Genomic DNA, 17,147 nt, shown 5'->3' with positions numbered 1-17,147 from the left:
CTTCGGGGGACGGGGGCTTTGTTTATAAATTTTCTATGATAAAATTCGTCATTTTTGTATACAACTGATAGCGTGTACTACCTGTGTTGTCGTAAATACCGTGATTCTTATCGGGGTAAATTAACCAATCAAAATCTTTTTGCAAACTCACCAAGGTATTGATGAGCACCATTGCATTTTGCACGTGTACATTGTCGTCGGCACTACCGTGAATGAGCAGGTATTTACCTTTGAGTTTGGCAGCGTGAAACAACGGTGAATTTTCGTCGTAACCTTTTGCGTTCTCTTGGGGGTGCGCATAAAACGCTCAGTGTAAATAGTATCGTAAAAACGCCAATTGGTAACAGGAGCTACTGCTATCGCCATTTTGAATATATCGCCTTTTTGAAACAGACAGTTAGACGACATAAACCCACCAAAACTCCAACCCCAAATACCTATTCTGCTCTTATCTATATAAGGATAAGCCCCTACGAGCTGAGCAACATCGGCTTGGTCTTCAACTTCGTATTTGCCGAGTTGCTGATAGGTACATTTCTTAAAATCTGCTCCTTTGTAACCTGTGCCTCTGCCGTCTACACATAGCACTATATAACCTTTTTGGGTGAGCATTGCGTGCCAAAAGTCATTCATATCCCACCATTGGTCGGCTACTTCTTGTGAACCTGGTCCTGAGTATTGGTACATCAAGAGGGGGTATTGCTTTTTAGGGTCGAAATCCTTAGGTTTGAGCATATAAGCGTTGAAAGTACCCTTAGCAGTTTTCAGTTCCATAAACTCTTTTTCGGGCAAATTATAGGCTTTCAATCGCTGAGCGTATTCGGAATTGGTAACAATTTCTTTGAGTTGCTTTCCACTTTTGGTATCGTTTAGCGTATAGCGTGGAGGCGTAGTAGCATTCGCAAAAGCGTGAATATACATTGTATAATCGCCACTGAATGTGCCTTTATTTGTGCCTGCCTCAGTAGAAAGTGAGCGAGGGGCTTTGCCTTTGAGGGTTACCGCATAGAGTCCTCGGCGGGTAGAGCCCGTCTGGGTAGATTGGTAGAACAACTGTTGGGTTTTAGGGTCGTAACCATAGCAATCGGTTACTTCCCAGTTACCACGCGTGAGCTGGCGTACTAATTTCCCTTTGGCATTGCAGTAGTAAAAATGGTTATTCCCATCTTTCTCCGATTGGTAAATAAAACTATTATCGGGTAAAAATAGTATCTCCTTGTTGATGCTTACATAAGTCGCGCTGGTTTCCTTCACTAAGGAAGTCGTTGCCTTCGTCTGGCTATTCACTTGTAAAAGTTGCCAATCGTTTTGGTGGCGATTGAGAGTTTGTACCGTCAGCTTATGAGGGTCGTTTGTCCATTGCAAACGTGGGATATAATAGGCTTTCAAGGGTATTTCAGCCACCGATTTATCAGCCACAGTATAGATATGCAAACTCACCGCCGAATTAGCTTCCCCTGCTTTGGGATATTTAAAAGTATAAGGCGTAGGATAGAGGTCGTAACCGTAGATGTCCATTGAAAACTCAGGTACTTTGCGCTCATCCGAACGTATAAATGCTAATTGTGTACCATCGGCATTCCAAGCAAACAGTCGCACAATCCCGAACTCTTCTTCGTACACCCAATCGGCAGTACCATTGATGATAGCGTTCTTCTGTCCGTCGGTAGTGATTTGGGTTTCCACACCCGTCGTGAGGTCGTATAAATACAAGTTGTTTTCGTATACAAAAGCCAATTGCTTACCATTAGGTGAAAAAGTGGGGACTTGTATGCGCTTGTCGCTCACTTTTTTAAGGTCGCCAGTGGCGAGGTCGTACAGAAAATAATCGGCTATAAACGAATGTCGGTAGATATCCTCTTTTCGGGTAGCGATGAGGAGCTTTTTCTCATCGGGAGAAAACTCATAGCTCTCAATCCTATTCACTCTTTCATTAGTTTCAAAGAGTGTTTGTACTTTGCTAAGCGTTGCAAAGTCGTAAAGGTTAATTTCCTGAATGTGTTTGTCACGGTTATATTCGAGCACTGTATATTGTGGGGTTTTCTTCAGTGCCTTCAAGTTGTACATACGTTCGGGGTAAAAAGCGTGTTGCGTCCAGATATTCTCTAAAGAAATAGACTGTGCAGATAACAAGTAAAAGCTAAGAAATAAAGCCAACAAAAGCTGGGTATGTAAGCATTGGTGCACTCTATTGCGTCTAAATACAGCCACCTTTTGTAATTCATAATTCGCCATTTCTAATTAGTCTTTTGTCATTTATCATTAACCTCTAACCATTGATTATTAATCTCGCGGTCAATATTAGTCAATATTTTTGATATAGAAGCTATCTTTTAATCTGTTTTTTTATATTTATTTTCTATATAATTGATTTTGAATAGCTCTCACTGTTCAACCGATTTTCATATTCCCCTAATACTTTTAGCTCTTCTGTCATAATATCCAATAGTTGCATCGCTTGCTGGTATCGGGCATAGTTATCAAACACCACATCTACAAAGAATGCGTATTTCCAAGGAGTCTCTATTACAGGCAACGACTGTATTTTAGTCATATTCATATCGTAATCGCGTAACACGTTCAGCACCGTTGCCAAGCTACCACTCTTGTCATATACTTGGAATTTAAGCGTCGCCTTATTGACATCTCTTTTGGGCAGGTGTGCATCAGTAGTTTTGAGTACCACAAAGCGGGTAGCATTACGCTTAATGGTTTGTATGCTTTCCGCAATAATAGGCAAGCCGTAAAGCTCAGAAGCCGATGCCGAAGCAATAGCCGCTACTCCTTTGAGTTGTTGCAAGTGTATCTGTCGTGCTGCCTCAGCTGTATCAGGAGATTCCACCAGTCGTATATCAGGATAATCGTGAAAGAAATCCTTACATTGCAACAGTGCCATATAGTGCGAATGCACCTCAGTAATATCCTCCAAGCGTTGCCCTTCTAGCGCCATCAGGTGGTGCTGTATGTTCATATAGTGCTCCCCTGTAATATGCAGGTTATGGCGGTCTATAAGGGCATAATTAGGTAATATTGCTCCTGCAATGCTATTCTCAATAGCCATCACGCCCCAGTCAGCATCGCCTTTCAGCAGTGCTTTCACTACCGCATCAAAACTACGACATTCCAGCACCTCTATATCTTTGCCAAAGTAAGTCTCAGCCGTCTGATAGTGAAACGAACCTTTGATACCCTGTATTGCTATTTTTTCACTCATTTACATATTAAAAATCACCCCTTGCGCTTCTTTCTATGGCAATATCGCTCCTACTGCTATATCACAGCGGTGTCCCGGTTGCCCGTGAGGCGGATTAGGCTTCCCCGAAAAGCCTGGTTCAGTAGTCCCCGTGTGCTGTTGTGCCATTTTCGGGTCGATAACTATTTGTTGCTCTACCGTTTTAGGCGTAGCTGGTGCTTGCTGTTTCACAGGCTTACTGTTCAGCGGAGCGCCCACCGGTATATCACAACGGTGCCCTGGTTGCCCGTGAGGCGGATTCAGTTTCTGTCCCTTCGTCGCCACCGCTTGCTGTGTCTGAGGTTGTGCCACCTGCACCTGTTGCACTTGTGGCATACCTCCCGAAACTACGGGCTTAGCATCGGCACTGCTCACAGGCTGTGCTTGTGTTTGCGTTTGAGCTATCACATTGCTGTCGTTGGGTAGCGGAGCCCCCACGGCTATATCACAACGGTGTCCCGGCTCTCCGTGAGGCGGATTGAGCTTTGCTCCTTGCTGTGTAGCTGGTAGCGATACGTTGTTAGAAAAATTCGCCCCACCCGCACCAAACGGATTTCTTTCGTTGCTCTTATCGCGTGCTTCCTCAGCTTTCTGAGTGTTAGCAAGAGCATCTTCGGCAACAGCTATTTCCTGTTGCCCGTTATTACAAGCCATTAGGGCAAACATTGTGGTAGTGAGTATAGTAAATCTTACATTCATAAATGGGTAAATTTTCGGCAAAGATAGAAAATAATTATCAATTAGCAATTCACTCATAAATATTTTCTCACCCCCAGCACTCCAAGTCCTTACATTCGTTATATATCCCACAAAACCTCTGTTTACATAGTTCTTTTTTCTACGAAAACGCTTCCTCACAGATACCCTCTCGTCATTCATCTCCCGTCATTTCTTCCTTTTTCCGTCACCACATTCCCCCTTTGGAGGTAGCCAGCGACAGCTGGGTATGTGTAAAGGGGGAGGTTATCTCCTATTGCCTATGGCCTAAGGCCTATCACCTATTCCCTTTTCTTTCGCCTCGAAACCCCGTTTTTAACATTTTTAGCGTTGTTGTATTATATTATGAGTCAATTATTTACAAACCCTTTCTATACCAATCGTCCATCATTCGTTCATCATTCCTATATCCTTTCTATATCCTAACCCCACCCATCTCACACCCTTTTTTCACCAAAACTTCTCTCAGCTCTCTTCCGTTCTTCTCCGTTTCCTTCCGAGCCCTCCAACCCCTCCTCTAACCTGTCCTACTCCTCTGAAAACTCCGACCCGTCCATTCCCTTTGGTGGTATTATTGGTATTTCTGGTATTATTGGTATTTCTGGTATTATTGACATTTACCTCATTTCCAAATTCTCTAATTTGCTAATTTTCCTCACATTTTGGCATTTTTGGCATTATTATTTTTGTTTTATAAAAAATAATTCACTACCTTTGTACCGAATTTTAATTATGTTTCATTATGAAAAAACACGTACAAAATCTTAATTGCAATAGTTATAGCTCTTTTGGTCGCTCTCTTAGCACAAGACATCGACAGTCTATTAAACTCCTTTTATGAGGGTTATGAAGCAGGTAAACACCGCTGATGAATTTTATAATGCCTGTACGTGATGACCCTTTCAACATTTCCCTTAATTCGCTTTTTAATAATAAGCATATGAAAAAATCAAAACCAAACCGAATATTAGGTGCTTTCCTAATACTAATGGCAATCGCCTATCTGTACAACAACTGGACTTCCGCCAAACAAGGGTTCCTTGAAGGATTGTTCGGACAATAGTTATTAACATTAATACTCGTTTGTAATATGAAAACAAAAGAATCAGAAACAGTATCCATACCCAAAATGATATTCTTAGCCATTCTACTATGGTGGTTCTTATATGGCGTTTTTTATGCCTTAGGAGAATTTGTAGGGAATATCCAGAAAGACTTATGAATTTTCTTACCTCAGTCCGTCGCCTTATTCTTAGTGACAAAAGACTAACCCTTGTAGCTGTTATCTTATCTATATTTTTTATTTATAGATTAGGGAAAGCTACAGGAGGATTTTTGTATTATATCTCTCATTAAACCCTTATATTATGTGGTTAGTTATTGTATTTTTATGTATCTTTTTAGCCAGTGCTTATCGCGAGAAAAATAAAGAAAGACGCTTAGTACTTTCTATTATTGGGGCGATAGCAATACTCCTTACCATAGGCTTTCAAATAGGAAGAGACCGCGCAAAAGCCGATATAACTATAGAAGAATCTGTGGTTTCAAAAACTAAATAATAAAAATACTCATATAGCTCGCTCCTCCGAGTCCCTTTGTTAGCGTGAGCTACAAGCTCACGCTCCATTTCCTCATTTCCTCATTTCCTCATTTCCTCATTTCCTCATTTCCTCATTTCCTCATTTCCTCATTTCCTCATTTCCTCATTTCCTCATTTCCCACATACTCAGCTGTCATAAATTTTATCTTTTATCTTCCAAAAACTTTTTTTGCTTTTTATTTGCTTTTATCTTTTTTTGTTTATATCTTTGTCCTCTAAAACAATCGTAAGTTTTAGAATGTTAAACGAAACTATTATATTATGAATGAATTAACAGAAAAAGACCGAAAATTGCTCATTAAAAAAGGTATCTCCGAAGAAATACTCAATGCCCAAATAGCGCAATTCAAACAAGGAGTCCCTCCTATACAACTGTATAAAGCCGCTGTGATAGACGACGGTATTATTCCGCTCAGCAAAGAAGAAGCCGCCAAGTACGCTGCTATTTATCAAAAACGAAAGCGCGGTAACACTATCCTCAAATTCGTACCTGCCTCTGGTGCGGCTACCCGTATGTTTAAAGCTCTTTTCGCTTTTCGAGACGACTTCGAACCCGACCGTGAGTCATTTATAGCTTATGTCAATAGAACAGGTAACAAGGAAGTTAAAACCTTCTTCGAAGGTCTCGAACGCTTTGCCTTTTATCCTATCTTAAAAGCTGCTATTGATAAAAATCACCCCGACTTTTCCTCACTAAACGAAGATATCCAAAAACACATCATCGTCAATACGCTTCTCAATGAAGAAGGGTTGGGCTATGGCAATATGCCTAAGGGATTACTACCTTTCCATAAGCATTCCGAGAAAATCGCTACTCCTTTTGAAGAGCACTTCCGCGAAGCAGTACTTTATGCCTCCGATGAGGAAGTAGCACACCTACACTTCACCATCACCGAGCAGCATACCGAAGCTTTTTATAAGGAACTCAACCATATCAAACCTATACTCGAAGAACGCTATAACATTACTTTCGATGTAACTTTCTCTTACCAAAAACCAAGTACTGATACGGTTTCGGTAACCGAGGATAATGAGTTTTTCCGCGACGAAGAAGGTAATTTACTCTTCCGCCCTGCGGGTCACGGAGCGCTACTCAGCAACCTCAACGATATCGATGCCGATATCATCTTCATCAAGAATATTGATAATGTAGTGGTAAAGAAATACACCGATGAGACCGTGTTTTACAAAGAAGCGCTCGCCGGAAAACTATGTGAAGTACAAGACGAAGTGTTTAAAATCCTACATCGTATAGATAATGATAAGATTAAGAAGAAAGAGATTAAGCATATCCTCGATTTCCTCAAAGAAATTAATATCTCTGTTCCCGATTATCTCTATAAATTCCGCCGTCGATATGCTATGGAGTTCATCAAAGAACAACTCAATCGCCCTATACGCGTATGCGGAATGGTGAAGAACGAAGGCGAACCCGGTGGAGGTCCTTTCTGGGTGAAAGATGGTGAAGGTTATAGTTTACAAATCATCGAGTCTGCACAGGTGAATATGTCAGATACCAAGCAAAAGGAAATTTTCCAGCAATCTACTCACTTTAACCCCGTAGATTTGGTTTGTGGCACTAAAAACTACAAAGGCGAGAAATTCGATCTACAACAGTACGTAGACCCTAACCAAGCCTTTATAACCTCCAAAACCTTTATGGGCAGACCGCTAAAAGCTCTCGAATTGCCAGGTTTGTGGAACGGTTCTATGGCTCACTGGATTACCCTTTTCGTAGAAGTACCTATCATCACCTTCAACCCCGTAAAAGTAGTAAACGATTTATTGAAGAAAACTCACCAAGGATAATCCTCTATTAACAATTGACATTATTAAGAAAGCGTTGCCCAAGGTCGTGTTACGACCTTGGGCAACGCTTTTTGTGCAATACTTTTTTCTTTTATTCACATACCCAGCTGTCAGCCCTGGCTGACTTTACCTTTTACCTTTTATCTTTTACCTAACTATACACTCCCCCATTGATATTAATCACTTCTCCGGTGATATACGAAGCTTTTTTAGAGACTAAAAACGATACGAGGTCAGCTACTTCTTCGGCTTCCCCAAAACGACCTACCGGTATAAGTTTCACGAGGTCTTCTTCGTTGAGCGAAGAGGTCATATCGGTGCGGATAAAACCAGGTGCAATAGCATTCACGGTGATGTGTCTTTTGGCTACTTCTTGTGCCAAGGCTTTAGTAGTGGCAATAATGGCTCCTTTGGCAGCCGAATAGTTAGTTTGCCCTGCGGTTCCCTTCACCCCCGATACCGATGAGATATTGATAATACGTCCATAACGATGGCGTAACATCTTTTGGATAAAGAAATTAGTTACATTGTAGAAGCCGTCGAGAGTAGTGGAAATCACTTTGCTCCAATCCTCTTGGGGCATCCACATAAAGAGCCCATCGCGGTTAATACCCGCGTTGTTCACAATCACCTCTACTACGGCATCTTTATTGTCGTGTTGCCATTTGGTAAGGGCTTCGGTAGTACTTTGGTGGTCAGATACGTCAAAGCGTATAATCTCTCCTTCACGTCCTAATTTCTTGATGTGATTGAGGGTTTCAAGTGCAGCTACCTCATTGCTTTGGTAAGTAATGAGTAAATGATAATCGGTGTCTTGTGCGAGTTTTTCGCATATAGCACGCCCTATACCTCGCGAACCACCTGTAATAATAGCATACTTTCTCATTTGTTTTTTTATTTAGTTTTACTTCTTTTTTTGTTTTTCTATCATTAGTCCAACAAGTCAGATTGTTCTATTTTTTCAACCACGATGTGGCTACACTTTGGCAAAGTTTGAAACTTTACCAAAGTTGAAAAACATTCTATTTCTTCAACCACATTGTGGCTTCCTTCAAATAAGGATAAAACACCATATCTTCTTTAAAGAATGAGATAATACTTCTTATTTCGTTGTACCATTCTTTGGTAGTGCTTGAAAGCTCGTCATAACAGCCTAAGATATCAATAGCCTGTGCAATGGTAATCGCTTCAATGGCGAGTACTTGGAAAGCGTTCTCTATCACCTTGCGGGTGAGCGTTGCGGCATTGGTGCCCATACTCACAATGTCCTGATTGTCGTTATTGTTCGGGATACTATGCACATACATCGAGGTAGAGAGGGTTTGGTTTTCGGCAGTGGTAGAAGTAGCGGTAAACTGTACCCCTTGCATACCGAAGTTAAAGCCCAATTTCCCTGCGTTTACAAATGGTGGCAATAGCTCGTTGATTTTAGGATTCAAAAGGTAGTTGAGCTGTCGCTCAGCAAGCATTGTCATACGGGTAACTACCAGTTTAAGCTTGTCCATTTCAAGGGATATATAATCGCCGTGGAAGTTGCCCCCGTGATATACCTGCTGGGTAGGCACATCTACTATTGGGTTGTCGTTAGCCGAGTTCAGTTCCTCTTCTACGATGCGCTCAGTATGGGCAATAGTGTCGTATACAGCCCCGAGTATCTGTGGCACACAGCGCAAGGAGTAGTATTCTTGCACCTTTTCTTTAAATATAGTTTCGTTGTGCTGCCCTTTGTAAAGGTGTTCTGCACGCTTACGGGTGCGCTTGCTATCGTGCAAGAAGTCGCGCATCATTCGGGCGATTTCTTTTTGCCCAGTATGTTGTTTGGCGTTGTTTAACTCTTCCGAAAAATGGTCGTCATAAGTCTGTACTAGCTCGTTGATAGCCGTTGTGAACTTCACTGTCCAATCCAATAGCTTTTGTGCGTAATACACATTCACCCCTGCCAAGCCCGTCATTACCGACGTGCCGTTCATCAGCGAAAGTCCTTCACGCAAATGTATTTGTAGCGGTTTGAGTCCCACTTCAGCAAATACTTCAGCCGTAGGTCTGCGCGCCCCTTTGTAGAACACTTCTCCTTCGCCTATGAGCACTAAGGCGAGATGGGCTAACTGCACAAGGTCGCCACTAGCTCCCACGCCTCCGTGTTGGAAGATAAGCGGGGTAATGCGGTAGTTCAATAGGTCGCGCATCAGTTCAATTGCCTCTATATGCACCCCCGATTTGCCTAACGACAAGCTCGTAAGTCTACACAATATAGCCGCACGCACGGTTTCTTCATCAAACACCTCCCCTAAGCCCGAACTATGACTGCGGATAAGGTTGTATTGCAACTGCAATTGGTCTTCTTTTTCAATGCGATATTGCGCCATCGGTCCAAAGCCCGTATTCACGCCATAAATGATTTTGTTCTCTGCAAAGTCTTTTAAGAAAGCGTAACTCTCTTCAATGAGGGCTTTAGCTTCTTTGCTAATAGCCACTTCTTTCTTATCAAAAACGATATCTTTAAAATCGCTGTAAGTACGTAATGTTTTCATTGTTTTTAGTTATTAATATAAATCAAGTTTTGTGTTATGTCGTAGGGGCAAAGTCAGCGAGCTGGCGCAGCTGAGTATGTGAGGCAATTCGCCCTATTAAGGTAATCACTCCATTAGTAATCTGGCGACAAAGATAATAACTAATTTGTAAATTAGCAAAATTTAGTACTTAGTTTTTAGTCATCAGTGATGTCCTGAGCCTCTCCGAGATTTTCTGAGAACTCCGATTAACTACACACCCTCATTTTTTAATTCTCTAATTTTCCACCTGCTCGTGTAGCTCTCACCTCGTCGTGCTACGACCCTTAGTAAAATTCACACACTGATAATCAGTCGCTTTTTCAGTATATTGTAAAGGCGATTTGCAAATCGTCCTCTAAAAGCAAGCCTATTGAGTCGTAATCTATTTTTGTTTGACTATAATATCTGTTCAATATATACAACACTGATTTACAATTGTATTTGTATTATAATCCGTGAAATCCAGCAACGAAGTTGCCAATCCGTGCGCATCACATTTGTCAATTGTCAATTGAAAGACTATCAGTGCAATCCGTGTAATCTGTGTGTAGTTTGCGAGCTGGCATAGCAGAATATGTGTCTAAAGGCAACTTGTTGCCTATTTGTTTGATTTGTAAAGAATTGTAAGATTTCTGTAGCGTAAGCTACACTTTTCTTACATTGAACTCACGTTAGTTTTTTTATGTCCGACAAATCTAACCAGTTGCCAATGATATTAGCAGATAGTAGCACTATAAACTCAATTAATCTTCGATTATAATTTGATTAATCATCATTGTAGAGCCACTGTAGACCCACTGTAGAGCCACTGTAGACCCACTGTAGACCCACTCATCGTTCACCCTACCTTCATCTTATCCCCGCTCTACCTCCTGACAAATCTTGTCTTTCACCCTCATAACCGTTACTACTTTTTACTCACACCTAAATTATTTATTTTTTTAATCGATTTTTCTTTTATTCTCTCATTTCCTCATTTCCTCATTTTCTAATTTTCTAATTTTCTAATTTTCTAATTTTCTAATTTTCTAATTTTCTAATTTTCTAATTTTCTAATTTTCTAATTTCCCTCATATCTTTTACCCTCCTAATGCACCTTATTTAATTTTTTTTCGTACCTTTGTCGCTCACTATTGTGCGATAGATATGAAGCACTTCATCATCTTACTTATCATTCTTTTGGGGCATTTCCCCACCACCACAGCCCAAAATCAGGACTTGCCTTTTGTCCCACCTATCTATAACTACTCTCAAACTCAATACAAGGCAGGCTTGCAAAATTGGCAAATAAGCCAATGCAAAACGGGCGTCCTCTACGTGGCTAATAACCAAGGGCTACTTACTTTCGACGGACAGGTATGGCAACTCCACTACCTGCCCCAGAAAAAAATAGCCCGTTCTGTTCTTGCCGATAATAACGATCCCAAACTGCGCGTCTATGTAGGCTCTTTTGAAGAGTTTGGCTACTTCCAGCGCAATGCTCAAAACCAATTGGTCTACACTTCTCTAAAAGACCAACTCAAAGATTACCGTTTTCACAACGATGAAGTCTGGCGCATATTCAAACATCAAGATAAAATTTACTTCCAAACTTTCTCCTCCTATTTTGTGTTCGACGGCAACCAAGTACGCGCTTTCAGCCCTAAACCCGCCCCTTTTGCAATGTTCTCCGACGGCAATACCCTCTATATGCAAGGCGTAAATGCCGACTTTTATACCATCGACTCTCAGCATCGCCTCCACCAAAAACTCTCTACTAACAGCTTAGGAGGCTTGGTAATCGCTACTATCCCCTATCAAAAAGAACTCCTTCTGGTAACCGATAAGAACGGCTTGTTCTTTTTCAACCCTCAAACCGACCAGTTGCGCAAGTTCACTACCGATATCGACGCCGTATTACCCTCCATTAGGCTCAACCGCGCGCTCATTACCGATGAAGGTAACCTCATCTTAGGAAGCCTTTCCGAAGGTTTGTATGCTATCAATGTCAGCACAGGTAAAGTCCTGTGGCATATCCACAAGAAAAACGGACTGAACAATAACACCGTACTCGGGCTTTATGAAGATATCCAGCACAACCTCTGGGTAGCCTTAGACAACGGTATTGCTATGATTGAAATCCCTAGCAAACTCCGCTTCTTAAATTTAAATGGCGATGTAGAGCTCATCAGCGATATGGCTGAGCAAGGCAACTCTTATTACTTAGCTTCTAATAAAGGAGTCTTTTCTCTTACTAACGGAAAACTCAACAAACTGCCCAACTTCTCAAGCCAAGTGTGGTTCGTAAAGCAATTCGACCACCAGTTATTTGTAGGACATAACAAAGGAGTCTCCGAACTCGTAGGTGACCAATTACGTCCCCTCAGCAATGTAGGCGTCGGCGGTATGGATTTAAAGAAAGGAACGATTCACGGTCAGGAGGTGCTCGTCGGCTCTTCGTATTCTGTACTTACTATTTACAAGAGAGACAAAGCTGGCAGGTGGGAACCCTCACATATCGTCGATGGCTTTTTCGACCTTACTTATCGCATCGAAATAGACCCTATGGGCAACATCTGGACGAATCACATCTATAAAGGCGTCTGCAAACTTTCACTTACCGAAGACCTAAAAAAGGTGAAACACAAAACAGTGTTCAATAAACCTAAAACCAAAGAAGCCCTCCGCCTCCTCAAAATACGCGGAAAAGTAGTCTTTGCCGACGGCTCTCAATTCTACTACTACAACGAAGATAAAGAAGAAATTGTACCTTATACTATCCTCAATGAACAACTCCCTCAGCTCACCAAAACCCGCAATATAGTACCCGTAAACGATAATCGGTTCTGGTTTATCACTGCCACCGATTACTTTTTAGTTTCGTTTGTCGATGGTCAATACAAAATAACCGAAAAGATTGCTTTCGATGACCTCCAACACCCTACCACCGAAGACCGCGCCTCCGTATTCGTGTCCTCCGATGGTGCTTCTTTCTTTTGTTTAGACGGTAGTATCGCCCGTTATACCGATAACACCCCCCAAACCTCCTACCCTGATAACCTCAGCCTAAAAAGCCTCCGCTCCTACGAACGCGATACCGACCAATATCTTTTAGAAGAAATTACCGCTAATCCTTCTTTCCCTTACGCCAAAAACAATTTGGTGTTCCAATTTCAGTATCCCAATTTTAGTAAAGAACACTACCAACTGTGGTACGTCTTAGAAGGATATGACAAGCGGTGGGCGCAAGCCGACCCCGATTTTAGCATCAGCTATCAAAATCTCCCTCCCGGTAAATACAGGCTCAAAGTAAAAGTGCTCAACGAACTAAACAAAGAGCTCTCCCTCTATTCTCTCCCGTTTCAAATCACCACCCCTTGGTATAAAAGCCTTTGGGCTTATATATTGTATTTCGTCAGCTTCATCGGGGTAAGTATCGTAGCAACAGCTATCTACTTCCGTTATAAAATGAAGAAAAAAGAGCGTTCCTTCTTGCGTGAAAGAATACGTCGTCAACGCCTGATCGAGTCACGCGAACAAGAAGTGACTAAACTCCAAAACCAAATACTCGCCAACCAGTTAGAGTACAAGAGTAAGGCTCTTGCCGAAGCCACTATGCTAAACATCAGGCGCGACGAGTTCCTTACCAATCTCATAGTAGAGCTCGAACAACTAATGGACAACCAGAAAGTAAGTAAAGCCAAAAGTCATCTTATTTTGCAACATATCCGCGAGAATATCTCAGAAGAAGACCAATGGGCAGTATTCCAAGAAAACTTCGATATGATTCACAAGAACTTCTTCAAGAATCTCAAAGAACGTTTCCCTTCACTCACCACCACCGATTTGCGTATTTGCGTACTGATAAGGCTTAATTACACCACCAAAGAAATCGCCACTATGCAAGGTGTATCCATTCGTGGGGTTGAAACTGCCCGTTACCGTATCCGCAAAAAACTCAACCTTTCCGAAACCGATAACCTGTACGACTTTTTTGTAAAATTCCAGTAAAAAACACCTTTCCACCACCTCTCCTTTATCTTTCCTGTCACTAATCCCCCTCTTGAAGGTAGCCAGTGACAGCTGGGTATGTGTAAAGAAGGATGTTATCCTCCTAGTGCCTATGGCCTAATACCTCATACTTTCCCATTTACTAATTTTCTAATTTGCTAATTCCCTAATTATCCCTTCTCCTTTCGGTCGTACTTCCCCCTATTGCCTATGGCCTAAGGCCTAGTGCCTCTTTCTCTTTCTTTCGCCTCGAAACCCCGTTTTTGGCATTTTTGGTATTGTTGTATTAAGCTATTAATCAATTTTTTACACACCCTTTCTATACCCATCGTCCAAGATTCGTATAAGCTTCCTATAAGCTCTCTATAAGCTAACCCCACCCTCCTAATAGCCTTTTTTCACCAAAACTTTTCTCAGCCCCTTCCGTTCTTTTTTATTTCCTTTCGATAGCTCAGGCCAGTCCAATTTGTCCGACAAATCAGACCCGTCAAAAAACCTTTTTTATCACTACCCATTTGCTAATTTCCTCATTCTCTCATTTTCTAATTTTCTAATTTACTAATCAATCTGGCATTATTTTTGAAGCTCTATTGCGGTAAAATAAATCATCAACAAGAACTCATCAATTAAAAAGTCATTAAGAATGAAAACCTATTTTTTTTGCCTTATGGCAATAGCTTTCACAACAGGGTGTGCTAACGGCAATAGCCAAAGAACAACCCCACTTAACACTAACGACGAAAATTCAACTCATCAACAAGCAGAAATGAAAAAAACAAACAAATCAAAATCTACTGATATCTATTTTGCAGGAGGTTGCTTCTGGGGCACCGAACACTTCTTTAAACAAATTCGCGGAGTGCTCGCCACCGAAGTAGGCTATGCCAATGGCAAACTCTCCAAAGCCCCCAGTTACGAACAAGTATCTACAGGCAATACAGGTTTTGCCGAAACCGTAAAAGTAACCTACAACCCGCAACTCATCGACCTCAACCAATTGCTCGACCTCTATTTCAAAATCATCGACCCCACTTCCCTCAACAAACAAGGCAACGACCGTGGCACGCAATACCGCACAGGCATCTATTACGTAAACGAAACCGAAAAACCGCTTATCGACAAAGCTATTGCTACACTTGCCGCTCAATACAGTAAACCCATAGTAGTAGAAGTGCTCCCTTTAAAGAATTTTTATAAAGCCGAAGAATATCATCAGGCGTATTTAGATAAGAATCCGCAAGGCTATTGCCATATTTCACCAGCCTTGTTTGAAATAGCCCGCAAAGCCAATCCAGTCAAACAGAAAGGCTTTAAAAAGCCTTCTCAAGCCGACCTTCGTAAGCAACTCACCCCCGAGCAATACGCCGTCACCCAAGAAAGCGCCACCGAGCGCCCATTTGCCAACGCCTATTACAACGAGTTCCGCGAAGGTATTTATGTGGATATTACCACCGGCGAACCCCTCTTTATCTCTACCGATAAGTTCGAATCAGGCTGTGGCTGGCCAAGTTTCTCTAAACCTATTGATAAAAAACTCATAGAAGAAAAAACCGATAAATCTCATAATATGATTCGTACCGAAGTGCGCAGTAAGTTAGGCGACGCACATCTGGGTCACGTTTTTAACGATGGACCTAAGGATAAAGGAGGCTTGCGCTATTGTATCAACAGTGCTTCATTGCGCTTTATCCCCAAAGCCGATATGGAAAAAGAAGGTTATGGCAAATATATATCCCTCTTAGAGAAAAAAACTAAAAAATAAAAAATTAATACTCTCATTCTAAGAAAGGGGAAGACTACTATTTTAGGTCTTTCCCTTTTTACTTATTACTTATCATACACTTAGCCCAAGCTATACTTCCTCTTATCTTTAATTTCGCTTGTTCGCCCTACAAACAATTCTTTAAATTTGCTTTTCTCATTTTAAAGTTCTACCTTTGCAAAACTTTTAACTATTAACTCTTAACTCATAATATGAATCAAGAGTTGAAAAATAATAATTATTGATTAACAGCACGTTGTTGCTTTTACGTCGCGTTTCCCCCTTTGAAGGGGGCAGGGGGATGTTTATAATCAGTAAGTTTATCCAACCCTTGATTCGCTTTCATAACTAAAAAAATGATTATTCAAAAAAAGACGTATTAGAAGCGCTCCGCAAGATTACCGCTCCTGGTGAAGGAAAAAATATGGTAGATAGCGGTGCTGTACAAAATATAGTAGTTTTTGGTGATGAAGTGGTAGTAGATGTAGTGATAAACAACCCCAGTCTGCAAGCCAAAAAACGCACCGAAGTAGAGGTGATGAAAGCCATTCACGGCGAAGTAAACGAGAAAGCCAAAGTAGTGGTAAATGTAAAAGTAATCGCCCCCGAAGTTCCTGAAATCAAAGGGAAACCTATTCCAGGTATTCAGAATATCATAGCCGTTGCTTCAGGCAAAGGAGGCGTAGGAAAGAGTACTGTTACAGCCAACTTAGCAACAGCACTTGCCAAAATGGGCTTCAAAGTAGGTGTGCTCGATGCCGATGTATATGGCCCCTCTATCCCTATGATGTTCGATGTAGCCACCGAGCGTCCGCGTTCAGTAACCATTGAGGATAAATCGTTTATTCAGCCCATCGAAAACTACGGGGTAAAAATACTCTCAATTGGGTTCTTTACCAATGCTAATCAAGCAGTGATATGGAGAGGTCCTATGGCAGCCAAGGCTCTTAACCAGCTCATTTTCGAGGCTTTTTGGGGCGAATTAGATTTTCTCCTCATCGACCTCCCTCCAGGTACAGGCGACATTCACCTGAGCATTATGCAAGCCTTACCTATCACGGGGGCAGTAGTAGTGAGCACTCCACAGCCCGTCGCCCTTGCCGATGCTCGTCGTGCGGTAGCAATGTTCGGACAAGAAAATATCAATGTGCCTGTGTTGGGTATCGTAGAAAATATGGCTTACTTTACCCCTGAGGAATTGCCGAACAACAAGTATTATATCTTTGGTAAAGAAGGAGCTAAACACTTGGCAGGAGAACTAAAAGTGCCTTTCTTAGGCGAAATACCCTTAGTACAAGCCGTTCGTGAGGCAGGCGATACTGGGCAGCCCATAGCGTTGCAAGAAGGCAGTCCGCAAGCAAAAGCCTTCCACTCCTTAGCACAAGAAGTGGTGAAGAATGTAGTCGCTCGCAACGAAAACCTCCCACCCTCTGAGGCTATCAAGATTACCAATATGGCAGGGTGCAGTAGTAAGTAATAAGAAAC

General features: G+C 41.7%; 10 protein-coding genes and 2 pseudogenes. 7 read left to right on the top strand and 5 right to left on the bottom strand.

The window, feature by feature from the left end:
• Positions 1-22: 22 nt before the first annotated feature.
• From HW279_RS04795 to HW279_RS04785, 3 genes and pseudogenes are all read right to left on the bottom strand, one after another.
• Positions 23-2,235 (bottom strand): annotated as a pseudogene (locus HW279_RS04795) (S9 family peptidase).
• Positions 2,236-2,359: 124 nt separating this feature from the next.
• Positions 2,360-3,214 carry a prephenate dehydratase gene (locus HW279_RS04790; protein ID WP_178958176.1) on the bottom strand — a complete coding sequence of 285 codons (855 nt, stop codon included), beginning with the start codon at positions 3,212-3,214 and terminating at the stop codon, positions 2,360-2,362.
• A gap of 33 nt (positions 3,215-3,247) precedes the next feature.
• A complete protein-coding gene (locus HW279_RS04785) occupies positions 3,248-3,931 on the bottom strand; it encodes a hypothetical protein (RefSeq protein WP_178958175.1) in 684 nt (227 codons plus the stop codon).
• A gap of 958 nt (positions 3,932-4,889) precedes the next feature.
• Here HW279_RS04785 and HW279_RS11060 point away from each other — a divergent pair.
• From HW279_RS11060 to HW279_RS04770, 4 genes are all read left to right on the top strand, one after another.
• Positions 4,890-5,012, top strand: coding sequence for a hypothetical protein (locus HW279_RS11060; RefSeq protein ID WP_255495770.1), 123 nt, complete (start codon positions 4,890-4,892; stop codon positions 5,010-5,012).
• Between the two features lie 27 nt (positions 5,013-5,039).
• Entirely contained in the window at positions 5,040-5,171 is a 132-nt protein-coding gene (locus HW279_RS04780; RefSeq protein WP_009419051.1) for a hypothetical protein, read from the top strand.
• Between the two features lie 145 nt (positions 5,172-5,316).
• Entirely contained in the window at positions 5,317-5,508 is a 192-nt protein-coding gene (locus tag HW279_RS04775) for a hypothetical protein (protein ID WP_178958174.1), read from the top strand.
• 302 nt (positions 5,509-5,810) lie between these two features.
• Entirely contained in the window at positions 5,811-7,358 is a 1,548-nt protein-coding gene (locus tag HW279_RS04770; RefSeq protein ID WP_178958173.1) for a DUF4301 family protein, read from the top strand.
• 151 nt (positions 7,359-7,509) lie between these two features.
• Here HW279_RS04770 and fabG read toward each other — a convergent pair whose 3' ends face one another.
• Together fabG and hutH are read right to left on the bottom strand one after the other, a co-directional pair.
• On the bottom strand, positions 7,510-8,244 hold the full coding sequence (gene fabG / locus HW279_RS04765) for a 3-oxoacyl-ACP reductase FabG (RefSeq protein WP_178958172.1): 735 nt from the start codon (positions 8,242-8,244) through the stop codon (positions 7,510-7,512).
• Positions 8,245-8,380: 136 nt separating this feature from the next.
• The gene (hutH, locus tag HW279_RS04760; RefSeq protein ID WP_178958171.1) at positions 8,381-9,889 is read right to left on the bottom strand and encodes a histidine ammonia-lyase; all 1,509 of its coding nucleotides are present in this window, start codon (positions 9,887-9,889) and stop codon (positions 8,381-8,383) included.
• Between the two features lie 1,167 nt (positions 9,890-11,056).
• Here hutH and HW279_RS04755 point away from each other — a divergent pair.
• The 3 genes and pseudogenes from HW279_RS04755 to HW279_RS04745 form a co-directional block, all read left to right on the top strand.
• A complete protein-coding gene (locus HW279_RS04755) occupies positions 11,057-13,900 on the top strand; it encodes a triple tyrosine motif-containing protein (RefSeq protein WP_178958170.1) in 2,844 nt (947 codons plus the stop codon).
• A gap of 643 nt (positions 13,901-14,543) precedes the next feature.
• Positions 14,544-15,662 carry a peptide-methionine (R)-S-oxide reductase MsrB gene (gene msrB, locus HW279_RS04750; RefSeq protein WP_178958169.1) on the top strand — a complete coding sequence of 373 codons (1,119 nt, stop codon included), beginning with the start codon at positions 14,544-14,546 and terminating at the stop codon, positions 15,660-15,662.
• A 367-nt stretch (positions 15,663-16,029) separates the two neighbouring features.
• A pseudogene (locus HW279_RS04745) lies at positions 16,030-17,139 on the top strand (P-loop NTPase); the annotation flags it as partial.
• Positions 17,140-17,147: the final 8 nt, after the last annotated feature.

The sequence above is a fragment of the Capnocytophaga sp. oral taxon 903 genome, from assembly GCF_013394785.1.
Taxonomy (GTDB): domain Bacteria; phylum Bacteroidota; class Bacteroidia; order Flavobacteriales; family Flavobacteriaceae; genus Capnocytophaga; species Capnocytophaga ochracea.
The sequence above is the reverse complement of the archived record's forward strand: the minus strand, read 5'-3'. Positions and strand labels throughout refer to the sequence as shown.

Excerpts from the sequence above, each read along its gene's own strand:
- fabG (WP_178958172.1), bottom strand. The coding sequence starts at position 8,244 with ATGAGAAAGTATGCTATTATTACAGGTGGTTCGCGAGGTATAGGGCGT.
- HW279_RS04790 (WP_178958176.1), bottom strand. The coding sequence starts at position 3,214 with ATGAGTGAAAAAATAGCAATACAGGGTATCAAAGGTTCGTTTCACTAT.
- HW279_RS11060 (WP_255495770.1), top strand. The coding sequence starts at position 4,890 with ATGAAAAAATCAAAACCAAACCGAATATTAGGTGCTTTCCTAATACTA.
- hutH (WP_178958171.1), bottom strand. The coding sequence starts at position 9,889 with ATGAAAACATTACGTACTTACAGCGATTTTAAAGATATCGTTTTTGAT.
- HW279_RS04785 (WP_178958175.1), bottom strand. The coding sequence starts at position 3,931 with ATGAATGTAAGATTTACTATACTCACTACCACAATGTTTGCCCTAATG.
- HW279_RS04755 (WP_178958170.1), top strand. The coding sequence starts at position 11,057 with ATGAAGCACTTCATCATCTTACTTATCATTCTTTTGGGGCATTTCCCC.
- msrB (WP_178958169.1), top strand. The coding sequence starts at position 14,544 with ATGAAAACCTATTTTTTTTGCCTTATGGCAATAGCTTTCACAACAGGG.
- HW279_RS04770 (WP_178958173.1), top strand. The coding sequence starts at position 5,811 with ATGAATGAATTAACAGAAAAAGACCGAAAATTGCTCATTAAAAAAGGT.
- HW279_RS04775 (WP_178958174.1), top strand. The coding sequence starts at position 5,317 with ATGTGGTTAGTTATTGTATTTTTATGTATCTTTTTAGCCAGTGCTTAT.
- HW279_RS04780 (WP_009419051.1), top strand. The coding sequence starts at position 5,040 with ATGAAAACAAAAGAATCAGAAACAGTATCCATACCCAAAATGATATTC.